This window comes from Zobellella sp. DQSA1 (assembly GCF_041950555.1).
Taxonomy (GTDB): Bacteria; Pseudomonadota; Gammaproteobacteria; order Enterobacterales; family Aeromonadaceae; genus Oceanimonas.
In genome coordinates this window covers 897,702-914,415 of the sequence record NZ_CP169531.1, presented here as the reverse complement: position 1 = coordinate 914,415, position 16,714 = coordinate 897,702, and the positions used below count along the sequence as shown (strand labels likewise).

Here is a 16,714-nt window from a genome sequence, read left to right as displayed (position 1 = left end):
GATGTAAAACGGCATAGATAAGGAGGGTATGCTGTAACACCCACTGGTTGCAGTGACATTGGGTTCATTTTAATGGCAAGATGCCTCCTCGAGATTTAGCTAATGTGTATGGACGCTGGCAATGCTTCTCAAAATATTCGCCCTCTTACCGATTTTGCTCCTGGGCACGATGCCGTCCCGGGCCACCGAACGCCTGGTGGTGGCCACCGAAGGCACCTACCCTCCCTTTAGCTACCACGATGAGCGGGGCCGGCTGACCGGTTTCGACGTGGACATCGCCCTGGCCCTGTGCCAGGCCATGGCCGCCGAATGCGAACTGGTCGCCGAGGACTGGGACCGGCTGCTCGACGGTCTGGAGCAGGGCCGGTTTGACCTGGTGGTGGCGAGCATGGCCCAGACGCCCGCCCGTGCTGAACGGGCCGATTTCTCCGAATATTACTACCGTACCCATTCGATGTTCATCGGTCTGGCCAATACTTACGACGATGCCGCTCCGGACACCCTGAACAACCAGCGCATCGCTACCGGCGCCGGTACCATTCAGGCCGATTTTCTGCAACGTCGTTATCGCAACAGCCACATCATGCTGGTTCCAAACCAGGAGGAAGCCCTGGCCAGGCTGGTAGAGGGCGAGGTGGATTTGGTGCTGTCCGACAGCATCAACCTGCTGAACTTCCTGCAGAGCCCGGCCGGCGAACATTTCGACTATGTGGGCGAGCCCCTGCTCGACCAGATGTTGCAAGCGGAAGCGCGCATCGCGGTAGCCAAGGGCAGGCAGGAACTGCTCGGGCGGATCAACCAGGCCATTACCACCATCCGCCTCAACGGCAGCTATGACCATATCAACCGTCAATATATTCCATTCAGTGTATATTGAGCATTCAGGGAGGCCACCGAGCGGTGATGTCGAAATCCCAGGGTTTTCATCCCAGCCTGTCCACCACCCTTTCCCTGGTGGTCTGTGCTCAGTTGCTGTTTATGACCGCGATCACCTGGCTGGTGGTACCACTGCTGTCCGGTATCAGCCACAGCTCGGGCCAGACCCGTGAGCAGCATATGCCGGAAATCCTCAACAACCAGCGTTATGCTCTGAAAATCGAGAAGATCAGCAGTTACCTCAACACCGTCTACTGGGCTCAGAACAGCAACATGGAGCGCCGGGCCCGGCTGCAGGCCCAGGTGCTGATCCAGAGTTTTATGCTGGAAGATCAATCTTCCCTGTCTGCCGCCACCGCCGGCTCCCTGGACAACATAAAACAGCTTATCCACATCCGGAGCCAGCAACGGGAACGCATGGGGCAGGTCCGCGGGCTGCTCCATCGGCTTGCAGTAACGGAGGCACCGGCGCAGATCGAACCCTCCGACCGGCTGGTGCAGGCGCTGCACCGTTTCAATACCGAGCTGGCCTCGGGGTCACTGACGGACATTCGCTGGCAGCGACTGGCTCCCCGGATCACCGAGCTGTACCGGCAATGGCTGCCGGACGATGTGTCTCCGGCATCCAGACTCTCCACGGCTCGGGAGCATCCGCGGCAGTTGCTTGATGAAGTCTCCCTTCGGCTGCAGGAGGTGTCTACGCTCAACGAACGGGCAGATGAACGGCTGGCCACGGGGCAGCAACAACTGCAGCAGATAGCCAATTACCTGACCACGGATGCGGCCCTCAGGATCCAGCAACTGGCCGGCGATATCAGCCGGGACGCCCAGGCCGTGACCCGCTACACCTACCTGCTTATCGGCGTAGTTACCCTGATCTCACTGATGCTGTTCGGTGCTTTGCAGCATTTTATCCTGAAGCCGCTGCAGGCCTCGGTGCAGGCCCTGCGTGCCATAGAGCAGGATCAGAATGATCACGTCCGCCTGCCGAAAGTGCTGTTCAGCGAACTGGACACCATTTGCCGGGCGGTGGAAGACTATTCCGCCATGACCCGGGAGCTGCGGGAGGCCAACGATGAGCTGCACCAGTTGTCGCAGCAGGACGGCCTGACCGGCCTGGCCAATCGCCGTCACTTCGATCAGGCCCTGCGGGAAGCGCTCAGCCGTGCCCGACGACACCACGGTTCCCTGGCCCTGCTGATGCTGGACATAGACCATTTCAAATGCCTCAACGACGGTTTCGGCCACCTGAACGGCGACGAGTGCCTGAAAGCCGTTGCCCGCATCCTCCGGCAATACAGCCAGCGCAGTGGTGAACTGGCCATACGCTACGGCGGTGAAGAGTTCGCGCTGATCATCGCCGACATCAACCACCAGCAACTGGGGCGGCTGTGCGAACACATTCGGCAAGAGATCGCCGGACTCGTACTGCCCCAGGCGGAGCCCGGCCCTCCCATGCGCTTTACCGTCAGCATTGGCGCCGCCCTGCAATCCGGCACCGAGCTCGGACAACCGACCGAACTGCTGCTGCTGGCCGACAAGGCCTTGTATCAAGCCAAGCAGGCCGGACGAAACAAGGTGGTCCTGACCACCGCCCTGGGGGTCTTGCTCCCCACCGTTGAAGCATTTTCAACCTTGAATGGCTCGGCGGCTCCTCAGGCCGGCAACGGCAGCCTGGCCTGAGGGGCTGTACCGTATTCTTTAAGTTCTAAATGTTTTTATTTCACCTTGTGGGCGTTACCAAAGCGTTAAAAATGAATCTTGGGTACAGTCGCCGGCCTCGATTGCACGGTCGCAATCTGTAACCGGAGACGATTTCAGTGAAGAAACTCAACACCGCAACACCGGCCTGGCAGGCCTGGCCGCAACTCGGCGGCATGCCGGCCGCCCTGTTCCTCGCCCTGGCCTGCTTCGTGCTGTTCTCGGGCTGGCACGGCAGCCTGCCGCTCGGCATGGTCGGCGCCCTGGCCCTGATGTACGTGCTGGCCGTACTGCTCAATGAAGCCGGCGAACGCATCCACCCGATACGCGAATACCTGGGCGGCGGCACCATCATCACCATTTTCGGCTCTGCCGCCCTGTTCCAGTACCAGTTGCTGCCGGAGCAGGCCGGCCTGGTCATCAGCGACTTCATGCAGGAAGGGGGCTTTCTCAACTTCTTTATCGCCAGCCTGGTCACCGGCTCGGTGTTCGGCATGAGCCGGGCCCTGCTGAAGAATGCCGCCATGCGCTACCTGCCGGTGATACTGGGGGGCGTGATCACCGCCTTCGTCGCCGTCGGCCTGGTGGGCATGCTGCTCGGCGACGGTTTCAAGAGCGCGGTGTTGCTTATCGGCCTGCCGATCATGGGCGGCGGCATGGGTGCCGGCGCCGTGCCGCTGGTGGAGATCCTGTCCGCCCCCATGCAGATGAGCAGCACCGAACTGCTGTCGCGTATGGTACCGGCGGTGGTCATCGCCAACACCCTGGCCATCGTACTCGGCGGACTGCTGCACCGTCTGGGCAACCGTTACCCCTCGCTCACCGGCAACGGCCGGCTGATGGTGCATGAAGCCAACGCCCCCCAACAGGAGAAGAGCGCCTCGCCCGCCATGGAAACCCTCGGCATCGGCCTCTTCATCAGCCTGAGCATGTTCGTGCTCGGCTCCCTGCTGAGCCTGGTCATCCCCATGCACCCCTTCGCCCTGATGATACTGGCCGTGGCCCTTATCAAGGTCGCCGGCGTGCTGCCGCGTGCCTACGAAGAGGCCGCCGCCAGCTGGTATCAGTTCGTGGTCACCAACCTGACCGGCCCGTTGCTGGTGGGCATCGGCATCGCCTATACCGACATCAACGCCCTGCTGGACGCGCTCTCTTTCAGCTATCTGCTGCTGGTGACCGTGACCGTAGTCGGCAGCGCCCTCGGCGCCGCCCTGGTGGGCCGGCTGGTCGGCTTCTACCCGATAGAGGCGGCGATCACCGGCAGCCTGTGCATGGCCAACATGGGCGGCACCGGCGACGTGGCGGTGCTGTCCGCCGCCCGCCGTATGCAGCTGATGCCCTTCGCCCAGATCTCGTCCCGCCTGGGCGGGGCCTTTATGCTGATCCTGGCGACCCTGATCATTTCCCTCTGGGCCTAGCGGCAGCGTGGCCGTGAACGGGGTAAACTGGTGCCTTTAGCCAACGCCGAAGGATCACCGCCATGAAGCTGCGCCACCAGTTCGTCGCCCTGGCCCTGCTGTTTTCCCTGCTGCTGGTGCTGGCCCTGGGTGTCCTGCTGGCGGCCCTGCTGCGCCAGCAGGTAGAGGCCGGCCTGGCCGACAAGGGCCTGGCCCTGGCCCGGGTGCTGGCCGATGATCCCGGGGTAGCGCGGGCGCTGCGCGGCGAGCCGGCCGGGCTGGCCGAACGGATGGAGCGACTGCGGGAACAGACCGGCGCCGCCTACATAGTGGTGACCGACCGCCACGGCCGGCGACTGAGCCATCCGGTGTCCGCCCGGATCGGCGAATCCTTCCAGGGCGAGGATATCTGGCCGACCCTCAGCCAGGGCAGCCGGCACTGTTCCCGCTGGCAGGGTAGCCTGGGCCCCTCCATCCGCTGCTTCGCTCCCGTTAGCGACGCCGGTAGCCCCCCGCTCGGCGCCGTGGCCGTGGGCTTTCTGCAGGGCCAGATCACCCGCCTCTACCGGGCCCAGATAGGGCTGATGGCCGCCGCCATCGGCGCCATACTGCTGCTCGGCGGCCTGCTCGGCGGCTTGCTGCTGCGCCGGCTGCGCCGCACCCTGCTCGATCTGGAGCCGGAATACATCGCCCGCCGCTTCGCCCAGCAGGAACTGGTGCTGGAAAGCATCGCCGAAGGCATAGTGGCCCTGGACCGGGAGGGACTGATCACCAGCCTCAACAGCGCCGCCTTCTACCAGTTGCGCCTGCCGCTGCTCCATCGGCAGCAGGCCCTGGGCCTCCCCCTGGCGGAGTTGCGCCCCGAACTGAGCCAGTCCCTGGAGCAGGCCGCCGGCGACGGCCTGGTACGGTTTCAAGTCCAGGGGCAGGCCTACCAGGGCCAGTGGCTGCCCATACGGCGCCAGCACAAGACGGTCGGCCGGCTGCTGAGCTTCAGCCGGCCGGAGGCGGCCTCGGATCTGTCTCGCCAACTGACCCATCTGCAGCAATACGCCGAACTGCTGCGCATGCAGACCCACGAGTACGCCAACAAGCTCAACAGCCTGTCCGGGCTGCTGCAACTGGGCCACCTGAACGAGGCGGTGGAGATGATCCAGCGGGAAAAGGATGACTACCAGAACCTGTTGCAGGAGCTGCTGCGCACCATCGCCGACAAGCCGCTGGCCGGCCTGATCCTCGGCAAGTTCAGCCGGGCCCGGGAACTGGGGGTGGAATTCAAACTGGACCCGGACAGCTGCCTGGCCGCATACGGCGCCGAGCTGTCCGCCGCCCTCATCACCCTGGTGGGCAACCTGCTCGACAACGGCATGAGCGCCGCCTGGGCCAACCGCGACCAGCGCGCGCCCCGGGTGCTGCTGTCCCTGAGCGACTTCGGCAAGCACCTGATCATCGAGGTGGAAGACAGCGGCGCCGGGGTGGACGAGGCCATCGCCGACCAGTTGTTCGACTACGGCGTCACCGGCCGGGGTGGCGATCACGGGGTGGGTCTCTACCTGGTGAAGGAAACCGTCTCCCGCCTGGGTGGCACCCTGGAATGGCGCCGGACGGCGGAAGGCTTTACCCTGTTCGGTATCTATATTGACAAGAGCGGACTGAACGAAACCACATGGATCCCATCGTCACCCTGATCGTCGAGGACGATCCCAGAGTCGGCCGTATCCTGCAGGAGGTGGTCGGCGCCACTCCCGGCTTCCGGGTGCTGGGCCGGGCCGACACCCTGGCCGAGGCCCGGCTGATGCTGACGGCGGGCCGCCCCGAACTGCTGCTGGTGGACCTGTCCCTGCCCGACGGCTCCGGCCTGGACTGGGTCGAGGAGCAGCGCCGCGCCGGGCTGGAGGCCGGCATCATCATGATCACCGCCGCCGACGACGTGGCCACGGTGCAGCGGGCGCTCAACACCGGGGTATTCGACTACATCATCAAACCCCTGCGCCTGGCCCGCATCCAGCAGAGCCTGGCCGATCTGCGCGCCTTTCACGCCCGGCTGCGCCAGCCGGCCAGCCTGGATCAGGGCACCCTCGACCAGATGCTGGGCAGAAGCCGGCCTGGCGACGAGCCCCAGCGCCGCACTCCCAAAGGCATCGACGCCCTCACCCTGCGCCAGGTGCTGCAATTGTTTGAACCATCGCCGGAGCAGGGATTATCCGCCGACGCCGTGGCCCAGCAGCTGTCCATGAGCCGTACCACGGCCCGCCGCTACCTGGAATACCTGGAATCGGAAGAGCAGTTGCAGATCCGCCTGCACTACGGCAACCGGGGCCGGCCAGAACGGATCTACCACAAGACCGGCCAGGCGTGACCGGCAAGGAAAAGGAAAGGGCCCGAACCGGGCCCTTTTCACGGAAGAGAATAAAGGCCCTCAGGCCAGGGCCTTGACCAGCTCCAGCACGTCTACCTCGATGCCGTCCAGCTCCTCGTCCCAGTTGGGGCCAATGCGCACGCCGTCTTCGGACAGGTCTTCTACCCAGATCTCCAGAAACTCGGCCAGGGTGATCTCGAAGGGTTCGTAATCGGCCCATTCGTCCACGCACTGCACCTTGGCTTCGGCCTCGGTGGACCACACCGGCATCACCTCGGTATCTTCAAACTCGGAGGAATCACACACCACCCATTCATCACCGAAGCGCAATCCCCACATCACCCGGTTGACTTGTACTTCATCGATAAAACGCTGGTAGTTTTGCTGGTGGCTGTCGCTCATCTTGTTCACCTTTGGCTGATAATGGGGGAGAGACCCCGAATGGGGCGATACTGAACCAAATCCCCCCTAGACTCAATCAAAACAATATTAATACAACGCAACGCAAGGACCAGAAGCCCATACTTAACCTTAGGAGGTGGCCCATGAAATTACCCGCCAAACATCGTGTCGCCAGCCTGGATGTAGACGCCCAGTATACCTTTACCCCGGTCTGCCCGGATGAGCTGCCGGTGGCCGGCGGCGACGAAATTGCCGGCGAGCTGAATCGCCAGGCCGCCTTCGCCCGCTATCGTCTCGGCACCAAGGATGCCCACTCTCCCCGGGCCCTGTGGCTCGCCAGCGAACAACACCCCCCCTTTGCCCCGATAGAAGGCGCCGACCACATGGACATCCGCTGGCCCCGCCACGCGGTGCCCGGCACCAAGGGCTTCGAACTGCTGGCCGGACTGCCCCACCCCGCCGACTACGATTTCTTCGTGTGGAAAGGAGTGGAGCCGGATATGCACCCCTACGGCGCCTGCTACCACGACCTGGCCGAGCGCCAAAGCACCGGCCTTGTCGAGTTCCTGCGCTGCAACCAGGTCAGCACCGTGCTGGTGGGAGGCCTGGCCACCGACTACTGCGTGCACAGAACGGTATTGCAGTTGCTGGCCGCCGGTTTCACCGTGGTGGTCAACCGCTCCGCCATCCGCGGCGTGGCCGACGAGAGCAGCCGCCACGCCATCGCCGAGATGATCCAGCTGGGCGCCTTCTTCGTGCACGACTGCAACCAATTGGAGCAGACCGATGGCTGAGCCCGTGATCCGCTCCCTGCTCGACACCGATCTGTACAAGTACACCATGATGCAGACGGTACTGCACCAGCACCCGGCCGCGCCGGTGGAATACCGCTTTCGCTGCCGCACCCCGGGCATCGATTTCACCGGTTGCCTCGACGAGATAGACGCCGAGATCGATCACCTGTGCCGGCTCCGGCTCGGCGGGGACGAGCTCGACTACCTGGCCGGGCTCGACTACATCAAGCCCGACTTCATCCACTTCCTCCGCCTGTTCCGGCTGGATCGGCGCTTTGTCGAGCTCGGCTGCGAGCAGGGCCGGCTCGAGCTGCGGATCAGGGGCCCCTGGCTGCACACCATACTGTTCGAAGTACCGCTGCTGGCCATCATCAGCGAAGTCTACTGCCGCCGGCACTACCCCGTCCCCGACTGGAACCAGGCCCGGGAGCGGCTGCAGCAAAAGGTAGCCCTGGCGGCTGCGGCGCCCGCCAGTTTCCGCTTCTCCGACTTCGGCACCCGCCGCCGCTTCTCCCGCCGCTGGCAGGAAGAGGTGGTGACCTGCCTCGCCCACCAGTTGCCGGTGCAGTTTGCCGGCACCAGCAACCTGGCTCTGGCCCACCGCCTGGGACTCAGGCCGGTGGGCACCATGGCCCACGAGTTCCTGCAGGCCTTCCAGGCCCTGGGGCCACGGCTTATCGACAGCCAGAAGGCGGCGCTGGAAGCCTGGGTACACGAATACCGCGGCCGCCTGGGCTACGCCCTGACCGACGTGGTAGGCATGGACGCCTTCCTGCGCGACTTCGATCTCTACTTCGCCAAGCTGTTCGACGGCCTGCGCCAGGACTCGGGCGATCCCATTGTTTGGACCGAAAAAGCCCTGGCCCACTATCGCCGCATGAAGATAGACCCGCGCAGCAAGACCCTGGTGTACAGCGACAGCCTGACCATGGCCCGGGCACTGGAGATCCATCACCGCTTCAAGGACGACTGCGCCATGGCCTTCGGCATCGGCACCCACCTGACCAACGACGTGGCGGATCCCGTACCGCTCAACATCGTCATCAAGATGACCGCCTGCAACGACCAGCCGGTGGCCAAGCTGTCCGACAGCCCGGGCAAGGCCATGTGCGAAGACGCCGGCTACCTGGCCTACCTGGCCCAGGTGTTCCAGGTACGGCTGGCCGGGGCGGATGTCGCCGGTTGATGTAAACTTATTGTTACAGGAGTGCTGAACCCAAGGCCGGACCGCCGCTTCTAAATAATAAGCGGGCTCTCTAGATTAGAAGGCCAGACCGCTTAGAGGAGGGAGCAAAATGAAAGCGACCCAGTATGTTGCCCGGGAGCCGGGGCCGGACGGCATCATTCACTACAGTACCGAGGAAAACGCCATCTGGCAGACCCTGATCGAACGCCAACTGGCCTGCGTGGCCGGCCGCGCCTGCGACGAATACATGGACGGCCTGGTCCGGCTGGATCTCCCCCGGGACCGTATCCCCCAGCTCGACGACATCAACCGGGTGCTGGAGCCCGCCACCGGCTGGCAGGTCAGCCGGGTGCCGGCATTGATCTCCTTCGATCGCTTCTTCGAACTGCTGGCCAACAAGCGCTTCCCGGTGGCTACCTTTATCCGCAGCCGGCAGGAGCTGGACTACCTGCAGGAGCCGGACATCTTCCACGAGATCTTCGGCCACTGCGCCCTGCTCACCAATCCCGCTTTCGCCCGCTTTACCCATACCTACGGCCAGTTGGGGCGGAACGCCAGCCCGCAGGACAGGGGCTTCCTGGCCCGGCTGTACTGGTTTACCGTGGAGTTCGGCCTGCTCAACACCCCGGCCGGTCGGCGCATCTACGGCGGCGGCATCCTTTCTTCCCCCGGCGAAACCCGCTATGCCTTCGAGTCCCCGGTACCGGAGTTCCGCCCCTTCAATATCCTGGATGTGCTGCGTACCCCCTATCGCATCGATATCATGCAGCCCATCTATTACGTGATCGACTCCATCGACGAGCTGTTCCATATCGCCGAGATGGACATCATGTCCGAAGTGAACAAGGCCAAGACCCTGGGGCTGTTCGCCCCCACCTTTGCACCCAAACAACAACAAGCCAGTTAAAGGAGTAAACATGACCGCACTTGCCCAACAACACTGCGAAGCCTGCCGCGCCGATGCCCCCAGGGTCAGCGACGAAGAGCTGGCGGCCCTGATGAAGGACATTCCCGACTGGACGCCGGTGGCGCGGGAGGGGGTGCTGCAGCTGGAACGGGAATACAAATTCAAGAACTTCAAGCTGGCCTGGGCCTTCGCCAACAAGGTGGCGGAGCTGGCCGAGAGCGAATTCCACCACCCCACCATCACCCTGGAATGGGGCAAGGTCACCATCACCTGGTGGACCCACGCCATCCACGGCCTGCACCGCAACGATTTCATCATGGCGGCCAGGACCGACACCCTGCTGGAAGGCTGATTTAAAAAAGGGGAGCCTGACGAGGCTCCCCTTTTTTCCATCCCTTTACCGGGCGGTCAGGGTCCGACCGTCCTCGGCATGGATCACCAACTCACCATTCGGACCGAACTCGATGCGCTGGCCGTTGCCGAGAATATCCAGCATAGCCTGCTCCCGCTCCATCTGCGCCGGCGTGCACAGCATCATGGTGCTGGCCATGCCGGTGGTCTCGAGTTGGTCGCCCTTCAGCAGATAACCGCCATGAAAACCGTTGCAGAAGGCGCGGCCATGGACCCGGCCGTCGTCGCCGAAGTTGAGGGTGCCGACGGCCTGGCCAATGCTGCCGGGCAGCTCTGCAGTCACGTCCATGCCGTTCAGATCCCGCACCTGCCACTCGGTGCCGGTCAGGTTGTATTGCGGCGCCTGGTTGCCCAGCTCGGCGCAACCGCTCAGGGCGACCAGGGACAGGGATGACACCAGGGCAAGGGAAGTCAGTCGATTCATAAAAGCCTCATAGGATAAGGAAAAGCCGTCCCGGCTCAGGGCAGACGCATCCCGGTTGCGACCATAAACTGAGTAATGACTCTAACACTATACCCTGTTTTGGAGGCAAGGCCCACTCCTTGCCGGGATCCCGGTATAAGCGGCCGGCAGCAATATACAAGGTGGCTCCCGCCTTCGCGGAGATAACCGCTATTAAACCAAGGAGGGAGTAGACTCTGCTTCCCGCTTCCAGCCGGACTCTTGGTCACAAGTCCGGCTGTCTGACTTGACGCAGAGAAGAGGCAACCGGCGGCTGCGAGGCGATAGGGAGGGCTAAGGGCGCAGCTCCGCCGGCCCTCCGCGCCAGGGAGGGCGCGGCGGAGTCCCCAGGGAGGGGTTTACGGCGTGCCGGAGGAGCCGTGCGCTTTGGCCGATGTTTTGCTGATCTAAAGTCAACAAAAACTTGTGACTAAGAGTCAGATTGCCCGCTTCCGGCCCGGGTCACACCCCCAGCTTGTCGCGCAGGCTGTAGTAAACGGCGCCCATGGCGGTGAAGGGCACCTGGAAGCGGCGCCCGCCGAAGAAGGGCAGATGCGGCAGGCGGGCGAAGGCGTCGAAGCGCTCGGCCTGGCCCTTGAGCACCTCGGACAGCAGCCGCCCCGCCAGGTGGGTGCAGGTCACGCCGTGGCCGCTGTAACCCTGCATATAGTAGACATTCGGCTCCAGCCGCCCGAACTGGGGCAGGCGCGACAGGGTCAGCAGGAAGTTGCCGCTCCAGCGGTAGTCTACCTTCACCCCCTTGAGCTGGGGGAAGGTCTTCAGCAACTTGGGCATGACCAGCCGTTCGATATCGTCCGGATCCCGGGCGCCGTAGACCACACCGCCGCCGTACAGCAGGCGGTTGTCGCCGGTGAGTCGGTAGTAGTCCAGCAGGTAGTTGCAGTCCTCCACGCAGTAGCTGCGGGGAATAAGGCTCGCCGCCTGCGCCTCGCTCAGGGGCTCGGTGGTCACTATCTGGGTGCCGCAGGGCATGGCCTTGGCCGCCAGCTTCGGTTCCAGGTTGCCGAGATAGGCGTTGCCGGCCAGCACCAGGAAATTGGCGGTCACACTGCCGCCCGCCGTTTTGGCCACCGCCGGATCGCCATACTGGATATCAGTCACCGCCGACTGCTCGAAGATACGCCCGCCCAGTTTGCGGATGGCTTCGGCTTCGCCCAACGCCAGGTTGAGCGGGTGGATATGGCCGCCCCGGTGATCGAGCAAGGCGCCCACGTAGGCCTCGGTGTCTATTTCGCTCCTCACCTGACCTTCGTCCAGCAACTCCAGTTGCCGGTGGCCGTAGCGCTCCCAGTTGGCCTTCTGGCTCTCGAGTTCATGCAACTGGCGCGGGTTGAGGGCGGCGAAGATGCCGCCGGGGCGGAAATCGCAGGCGATGCCGTACTGCTCGATGCGACTGCGGATGATGTCACCCCCTTCGAACATCATGCTGCCCAGCATGCGGGCGGTATCCTGGCCGTAGCGGGCCTCGATCACGTCGATATCCCGGCTGTAGGAGTTGACTATCTGGCCGCCGTTGCGGCCGCTGGCGCCGAAGCCGATGCGGCTGGCTTCCAGCAGCACCACGTCGAAGCCCGCCTCGGCGAGGAAGAGGGCGGTAGAGAGCCCGGTATAGCCGCCGCCGACCACACAGACGTCGCAGCGGATGTCTTCGGTCAGTTGCGGCCAGGGCTCGTGCCGGTTGGCCGAGGCGGCGTAGTAGCTGTTTACATGTTCCATTTAAAACCTCTCCCTTAGTCCAGTGCCAGCCAGGTGGTCTTGAGTTCGGTGAATTTTTCCAGGGCGTGCAGGGACTTGTCCCGGCCGTTGCCGCTCTGTTTGACGCCGCCGAAGGGTACCGTCATATCGCCGTCGTTGTAGTTGTTGATAAACACCGAGCCGGCCCTGAGCCTGCGCGCCAGCCGGTGGGCCCGGCCCAGATCCGAGGTCCAGACCCCGGCGCCCAGGCCGTATTTGCTGTCGTTGGCCAGCCGCACCGCTTCTTCCTCGCTGTCGAAGCTGGTCACCGCCAGCACCGGGCCGAAAATTTCCTCCCTGGCCACCGTCATGTGCGGGCTCACCTGCTCCAGCACGGTGGGCCCCATAAAGTTGCCCGCCTGCTCCCGGCCGTCCAGGCCGAGTACGGCGCCTTCTTCCAACCCTTCGGCGATGTAGCGACAGACGCTGCCGTGGTGATCGCTGTCGATAAGGGTGCCCATGGTGGAGTCGGGATCCAGGGGATCCCTCGGCTTGAACTCGGCGGCGGCTTTCTTCAATTCGACCAGGAAGGCGTCCTTGATGCTCGCCTCCACCAGCAGCCGGGTGCCGGCGATGCACACCTGGCCCTGATTGTAGAAGATGCCCGCGGCGGAGGCCCGGGCCGCCTTGGCCAGATCCGGGCAGTCGGCGAACACCAGGTTGGCGCTCTTGCCGCCCGCCTCCAGCCACACCCGTTTCATGTTGGAGCGGCCGGCGTATTCCATCAGCAGCCGGCCCACCCCGGTGGAGCCGGTGAAGGTGAGGCAGTCCACGTCCTGGTGCAGGGCCAGGGCCTTGCCCGCCTCATGGCCGAAGCCGGGCAGCACGTTGAGTACCCCGTCGGGCAGGCCCGCCTCCTTCGCCAGGGCGGCGAGCCGGATGGCGGTGAGCGGCGACTTTTCGGAGGGTTTGAGGATAACGGCATTGCCCGCTGCCAGGGCCGGCCCCAGCTTCCAGCAGGCCAGCAGCAGCGGGAAGTTCCAGGGCACTATGGCCGCCACCACCCCGATGGGCTCGCGGCTGATCAGCGCCAGCGCCTCGGGCCCGGTGGGGGCGATTTCGCCGTACACCTTGTCCACCGCCTCGGCATACCACCGGATGGCGCGGGCGGCGCCGGGGATGTCATCCCGCAGGCTGTGGCGAATGGGCTTGCCGGTGTCCAGGGTCTCAAGCAGCGCCAGCTCTTCCCGATGGGCCTCCATCAGTTCGGCCAGGCGCAACAGCACCCGCTTGCGCTCGGCCGGCGCCGCCTCGGCCCAGACCCCGGACTCGAAGCTGGTGCGGGCCACCGCCACCGCCGTGTTGACGTCCCGCTCCTGGGCCCGGCTGGCCTCGACCAAGGGCTGGTCGGTGGCCGGGTTGATCACGCTGAAGCGCTCGCCCCCTTCCGCCTCCCGGTATTCGCCGGCGATAAACAGCCGGGATTCGATATTCAGTTGTGCCGCCTTGGCCTGCCAGTGGGCCTTGTCTTTGTAGTCCATGATGTTCTCCGCGTTCCTTAGAGCCTGTTTACGCTCGTGGCGAGCGTAAACAGGCTCTTACAGGTTGGCCGGGGTATGCGCGCTGATGATGCGACACTCCCGATCCGAAACATTGGTAAAAGTATGGGGCAGGCCGGTGTCTATCACATAGCTCTGCCCGGCCCGGAGCCGGTGGCATTCGCCGTCCACCGTCAGTTCAATTTCGCCTTCCAGCACGGTGCCGACCTCTTCCCCCTGGTGCTTGAGGTGGCCGCCGGTGCTGGCACCGGGAGCATAGGCCTCGATCAGAAAGCCCAGGGCCCGCCTGCGGTTACCGTTGTGCACCAATTTGAAGGACACCCCCTGGCTGCCGATCTCGACCAGTTCCTCGGGCTCGATCACCACCTTGCTGCGCTGTGGCGTCAGCGGTTCAGCGAAAAACTCCGACAGCGACATGCCGTACACCTTGAGCAGCTTCTGCAGGCTGCTCACCGCCGGGCTGACCTTGTCCTGCTCTATGGTGCAAATGGCGCCGTGGGTCAGACCGGACAACTCCGCCACCTTGCGCTGGCTCAGGCCCAGCCGCTGACGGATGGCCGACAGCCGGCTGCCCGGGGCCAGGTCGCTCTTACGCGCTTCGTTCATCCTTCCTCCTTGCGCGCCCGGTAGTCGCGGCAGGCGGCAGCAAAGCCGTCGAACAGGGCGCGGGACAGGGCATGGTCCCGGCTCTGCCACTCCGGATGCCACTGCACCCCCAGGGCGAAGGGCTGATCGGCCAGGCTGATGGCCTCGATGAGTCCGTCCGGTGCCCGGGCCTCGGCCCGCGCCGCCGCCCCCAGCACCTTTATCCCCTGCATGTGCAGGGAGTTCACCGGATAGCGTCCGGGGCCGGCCAGCCGGGCCAGCAGGCCTCCCGCTTCGGGGAGGATGTCGTGGGCCGGGGCGTACTGCTGCGCCAGGGGCTGCTGCTTGTCTTCCCGGTGTTCGTCGAACAGGCCGGTGTCGTGCAGCCGCCGGTGCAGGGTGCCACCGCTGGCCACCACCATCTCCTGGAAGCCGCGGCAGATACCGAACAGAGGCAGGCGCCGTTCCCGGGCGGCGGCAATAAGCCGCAGGCTCAGGCGATCCCGCCCCGGATCGTTCAGCGGCTCCTCCCCGCTTTCACCGTAGTGATGCGGCTCCATGTTGCTGTAGCTGCCGGTAAGCAGCAGGCCGTCGAGCATGGCCAGCACCTGGCCCAGGCTCTGCTCGTCTTCACACAATCCCTGGGCCAAGGGAAAGGGCAGCAGACCGGCAGCCTGCACCGCGTTGAGGTATTTTTCCTGCAACGTCATGGCCGGGTGCGGCCCAAGCATCTGCCGGCACATGATGACGCCGACCACAGGCTTGTTAAATATATGCACCATCCCTGTCTCCTCATGCATGCTCTAAATTCTGAACAAAAAACCCATAAAGGGCAACTTCTGTCAAATATATGGTCAAAATCTAGCACGCGTTAATTTTAAGCTCAATAATATTTAACACTTGCAAAACAAAATAAACGAAATTATGTTTCTGGTGGTAAGTATTTTTAACGGTCACATGGCGGTGCAATCATGCAAGCAGAGATGGAAATATTAGAACCCCAGGCCCAGGTAGAGCCCCTGGCGCCGAGCGACTTTGAACGGGAGGTGGCCGACTACCTGGCCCGCTACCCCGACACCCAATACTTGGACGTGCTGCTCACCGATCTGAACGGCATCTTCCGTGGCAAGCGCCTGCCGGTCAGTGCCCTGGACAAGCTGGAGGCGGGTTGCTTCTTCCCCGGCTCCGTGTTCGCCATGGACTTTCGTGGCAACGTGGTGGAGGAAACCGGCATCGGCCAGGACATCGGCGAACCGGACCTGCCCTGCTTCCCCATTCCCGATACTCTGGTGCCTTCGGCCTGCGATCCGGATACCGTGGCCCAATTGCTGCTGACCATGGTCACCGAGGATGAGCAGCCCTTCCCGCTCGAGCCGCGCAACGTGCTGGCCCGGGTATGGGAAAAGGTCAAGGCCCGGGGCCTGAAACCGGTGGTGGCACTGGAGCTGGAGTTCTACCTGGTGGACAGGGACAGGGATGACAACGGCCGGCTGCAGCCGCCCTGTTCACCGCTGACCCAGAAACGGGACACCTACAGCCAGGTGTATTCGGTGGATAACCTCAACAACTTCGCCGAGATCCTGGCCGATATAGACAACCTGGCCATTCAGCAGGGGCTGCCCGCCGACGGCGCCGTGGCCGAGGCGGCGCCGGGACAGTTCGAGATCAACCTCTATCATACCGACGACGTGCTCGCCGCCTGCGACCAGGCCCTGGCCCTGAAGCGGCTGATCAAGCTGGTGGCGGAGCAGCACGAGATGGATGCCACCTTTATGGCCAAGCCCTACGAGGAACACGCGGGCAGTGGCCTGCACGTACACATCAGCGTGGTCGACGACCAGGGCGACAACCTGTTCGCGGACGCCGACGGCGAGGACTCGCCCCTGCTGCACCTGGCCCTGTCCGGCATGCTGGATCTGATGCCCGACAGCATGGCGCTGCTGGCCCCCAACATGAACTCCTTCCGCCGTTTTCAGCCGGGTATGTACGTGCCGACCCAGGCTTCCTGGGGCCACAACAACAGGACGGTGGCCCTGCGCATCCCCTGCGGCGACGACGACGCCCGCCGTATCGAATACCGGGTGGCCGGGGCCGACGCCAACCCCTACCTGGTGGTGGCCGCCATTCTCGCCGGCCTGCTGCACGGTCTGGACAACACCCTGCCGCTGCCGGCGCCGGTGGTGGGCAACGGCCTGGAGCAGGACGGGCTGCCCTTCCCCACCCGCCAGAGCGAGGCGCTGCAGGTGCTGGCCGAAAGCCAGCCGCTCAAGCACTATCTGGGGGAGGAATTCATCGAGGTCTACCGCATCTGCAAGCACGATGAACTGCTGGAGTTCGAACGGCGCATCTCCGATATCGAACTGGAGTGGATGCTGAAAAACGCCTGAGTCGGCATCAGCG

General features: G+C 64.0%; 16 protein-coding genes. 10 read left to right on the top strand and 6 right to left on the bottom strand.

Going from position 1 to position 16,714, the window contains the following annotated elements; genetic code table 11:
* Positions 1 to 121 precede the first annotated feature (121 nt).
* The 5 genes from ACEVBK_RS04420 to ACEVBK_RS04400 all read left to right on the top strand — a co-directional run bounded on the left by ACEVBK_RS04420 (position 122) and on the right by ACEVBK_RS04400 (position 6,333).
* Positions 122 to 877 carry a transporter substrate-binding domain-containing protein gene (locus ACEVBK_RS04420; protein ID WP_375057381.1) on the top strand — a complete coding sequence of 252 codons (756 nt, stop codon included), beginning with the start codon at positions 122 to 124 and terminating at the stop codon, positions 875 to 877.
* A gap of 26 nt (positions 878 to 903) precedes the next feature.
* A complete protein-coding gene (locus ACEVBK_RS04415; protein WP_375057380.1) occupies positions 904 to 2,559 on the top strand; it encodes a GGDEF domain-containing protein in 1,656 nt (551 codons plus the stop codon).
* A 194-nt stretch (positions 2,560 to 2,753) separates the two neighbouring features.
* Entirely contained in the window at positions 2,754 to 3,995 is a 1,242-nt protein-coding gene (locus ACEVBK_RS04410) for a 2-hydroxycarboxylate transporter family protein (RefSeq protein ID WP_375058514.1), read from the top strand.
* A 62-nt stretch (positions 3,996 to 4,057) separates the two neighbouring features.
* The gene (locus ACEVBK_RS04405; protein ID WP_375057379.1) at positions 4,058 to 5,662 is read left to right on the top strand and encodes an ATP-binding protein; all 1,605 of its coding nucleotides are present in this window, start codon (positions 4,058 to 4,060) and stop codon (positions 5,660 to 5,662) included.
* Positions 5,641 to 6,333: a response regulator gene (locus ACEVBK_RS04400; protein ID WP_375057378.1), complete on the top strand. Its 693-nt coding sequence runs from the start codon at positions 5,641 to 5,643 to the stop codon at positions 6,331 to 6,333. The genes ACEVBK_RS04405 and ACEVBK_RS04400 overlap by 22 nt, the downstream gene beginning before the upstream one ends.
* Positions 6,334 to 6,393: 60 nt before the next feature.
* On the opposite strand, the gene ACEVBK_RS04395 is transcribed toward ACEVBK_RS04400, so the two are convergent.
* Positions 6,394 to 6,735: a DUF2750 domain-containing protein gene (locus ACEVBK_RS04395; protein WP_375057377.1), complete on the bottom strand. Its 342-nt coding sequence runs from the start codon at positions 6,733 to 6,735 to the stop codon at positions 6,394 to 6,396.
* Between the two features lie 143 nt (positions 6,736 to 6,878).
* Here ACEVBK_RS04395 and ACEVBK_RS04390 point away from each other — a divergent pair, with 143 nt between their 5' ends.
* The 4 genes from ACEVBK_RS04390 to ACEVBK_RS04375 all read left to right on the top strand — a co-directional run bounded on the left by ACEVBK_RS04390 (position 6,879) and on the right by ACEVBK_RS04375 (position 9,974).
* Entirely contained in the window at positions 6,879 to 7,529 is a 651-nt protein-coding gene (locus ACEVBK_RS04390) for an isochorismatase family protein (protein ID WP_375057376.1), read from the top strand.
* Positions 7,522 to 8,715, top strand: coding sequence for a nicotinate phosphoribosyltransferase (pncB, locus tag ACEVBK_RS04385; protein WP_375057375.1), 1,194 nt, complete (start codon positions 7,522 to 7,524; stop codon positions 8,713 to 8,715). Before ACEVBK_RS04390 ends, pncB begins: the two co-directional genes overlap by 8 nt.
* A gap of 109 nt (positions 8,716 to 8,824) precedes the next feature.
* On the top strand, positions 8,825 to 9,622 hold the full coding sequence (gene phhA, locus ACEVBK_RS04380) for a phenylalanine 4-monooxygenase (RefSeq protein WP_375057374.1): 798 nt from the start codon (positions 8,825 to 8,827) through the stop codon (positions 9,620 to 9,622).
* A 10-nt stretch (positions 9,623 to 9,632) separates the two neighbouring features.
* Positions 9,633 to 9,974: a 4a-hydroxytetrahydrobiopterin dehydratase gene (locus ACEVBK_RS04375; RefSeq protein ID WP_375057373.1), complete on the top strand. Its 342-nt coding sequence runs from the start codon at positions 9,633 to 9,635 to the stop codon at positions 9,972 to 9,974.
* A 45-nt stretch (positions 9,975 to 10,019) separates the two neighbouring features.
* On the opposite strand, the gene ACEVBK_RS04370 is transcribed toward ACEVBK_RS04375, so the two are convergent.
* The 5 genes from ACEVBK_RS04370 to puuD all read right to left on the bottom strand — a co-directional run bounded on the left by ACEVBK_RS04370 (position 10,020) and on the right by puuD (position 15,096).
* Entirely contained in the window at positions 10,020 to 10,457 is a 438-nt protein-coding gene (locus ACEVBK_RS04370) for an META domain-containing protein (protein WP_375057372.1), read from the bottom strand.
* Between the two features lie 480 nt (positions 10,458 to 10,937).
* On the bottom strand, positions 10,938 to 12,212 hold the full coding sequence (locus ACEVBK_RS04365) for an NAD(P)/FAD-dependent oxidoreductase (RefSeq protein WP_375057371.1): 1,275 nt from the start codon (positions 12,210 to 12,212) through the stop codon (positions 10,938 to 10,940).
* 14 nt (positions 12,213 to 12,226) lie between these two features.
* The gene (gene puuC / locus ACEVBK_RS04360) at positions 12,227 to 13,711 is read right to left on the bottom strand and encodes an aldehyde dehydrogenase PuuC (RefSeq protein ID WP_375057370.1); all 1,485 of its coding nucleotides are present in this window, start codon (positions 13,709 to 13,711) and stop codon (positions 12,227 to 12,229) included.
* 57 nt (positions 13,712 to 13,768) lie between these two features.
* Positions 13,769 to 14,335 (bottom strand): HTH-type transcriptional regulator PuuR, encoded by a 567-nt coding sequence (puuR, locus tag ACEVBK_RS04355; protein WP_375057369.1) that lies wholly within the window; start codon positions 14,333 to 14,335, stop codon positions 13,769 to 13,771.
* Entirely contained in the window at positions 14,332 to 15,096 is a 765-nt protein-coding gene (gene puuD / locus ACEVBK_RS04350) for a gamma-glutamyl-gamma-aminobutyrate hydrolase (protein WP_375057368.1), read from the bottom strand. The genes puuR and puuD overlap by 4 nt, the downstream gene beginning before the upstream one ends.
* 201 nt (positions 15,097 to 15,297) lie before the next feature.
* On the opposite strand from puuD, the gene ACEVBK_RS04345 reads away from it, so the two are divergent.
* Positions 15,298 to 16,701, top strand: a complete 1,404-nt coding sequence (locus tag ACEVBK_RS04345; RefSeq protein ID WP_375057367.1) for a glutamine synthetase family protein — start codon at positions 15,298 to 15,300, stop codon at positions 16,699 to 16,701.
* Positions 16,702 to 16,714 lie beyond the last annotated feature (13 nt).

Coding starts and splice junctions, on each gene's coding strand:
- ACEVBK_RS04420 (WP_375057381.1), top strand. CDS start 122: ATGCTTCTCAAAATATTCGCCCTCTTACCGATTTTGCTCCTGGGCACG.
- ACEVBK_RS04415 (WP_375057380.1), top strand. CDS start 904: ATGTCGAAATCCCAGGGTTTTCATCCCAGCCTGTCCACCACCCTTTCC.
- ACEVBK_RS04410 (WP_375058514.1), top strand. CDS start 2,754: ATGCCGGCCGCCCTGTTCCTCGCCCTGGCCTGCTTCGTGCTGTTCTCG.
- ACEVBK_RS04405 (WP_375057379.1), top strand. CDS start 4,058: ATGAAGCTGCGCCACCAGTTCGTCGCCCTGGCCCTGCTGTTTTCCCTG.
- ACEVBK_RS04400 (WP_375057378.1), top strand. CDS start 5,641: ATGGATCCCATCGTCACCCTGATCGTCGAGGACGATCCCAGAGTCGGC.
- ACEVBK_RS04395 (WP_375057377.1), bottom strand. CDS start 6,735: ATGAGCGACAGCCACCAGCAAAACTACCAGCGTTTTATCGATGAAGTA.
- ACEVBK_RS04390 (WP_375057376.1), top strand. CDS start 6,879: ATGAAATTACCCGCCAAACATCGTGTCGCCAGCCTGGATGTAGACGCC.
- pncB (WP_375057375.1), top strand. CDS start 7,522: ATGGCTGAGCCCGTGATCCGCTCCCTGCTCGACACCGATCTGTACAAG.
- phhA (WP_375057374.1), top strand. CDS start 8,825: ATGAAAGCGACCCAGTATGTTGCCCGGGAGCCGGGGCCGGACGGCATC.
- ACEVBK_RS04375 (WP_375057373.1), top strand. CDS start 9,633: ATGACCGCACTTGCCCAACAACACTGCGAAGCCTGCCGCGCCGATGCC.
- ACEVBK_RS04370 (WP_375057372.1), bottom strand. CDS start 10,457: ATGAATCGACTGACTTCCCTTGCCCTGGTGTCATCCCTGTCCCTGGTC.
- ACEVBK_RS04365 (WP_375057371.1), bottom strand. CDS start 12,212: ATGGAACATGTAAACAGCTACTACGCCGCCTCGGCCAACCGGCACGAG.
- puuC (WP_375057370.1), bottom strand. CDS start 13,711: ATGGACTACAAAGACAAGGCCCACTGGCAGGCCAAGGCGGCACAACTG.
- puuR (WP_375057369.1), bottom strand. CDS start 14,335: ATGAACGAAGCGCGTAAGAGCGACCTGGCCCCGGGCAGCCGGCTGTCG.
- puuD (WP_375057368.1), bottom strand. CDS start 15,096: ATGGTGCATATATTTAACAAGCCTGTGGTCGGCGTCATCATGTGCCGG.
- ACEVBK_RS04345 (WP_375057367.1), top strand. CDS start 15,298: ATGGAAATATTAGAACCCCAGGCCCAGGTAGAGCCCCTGGCGCCGAGC.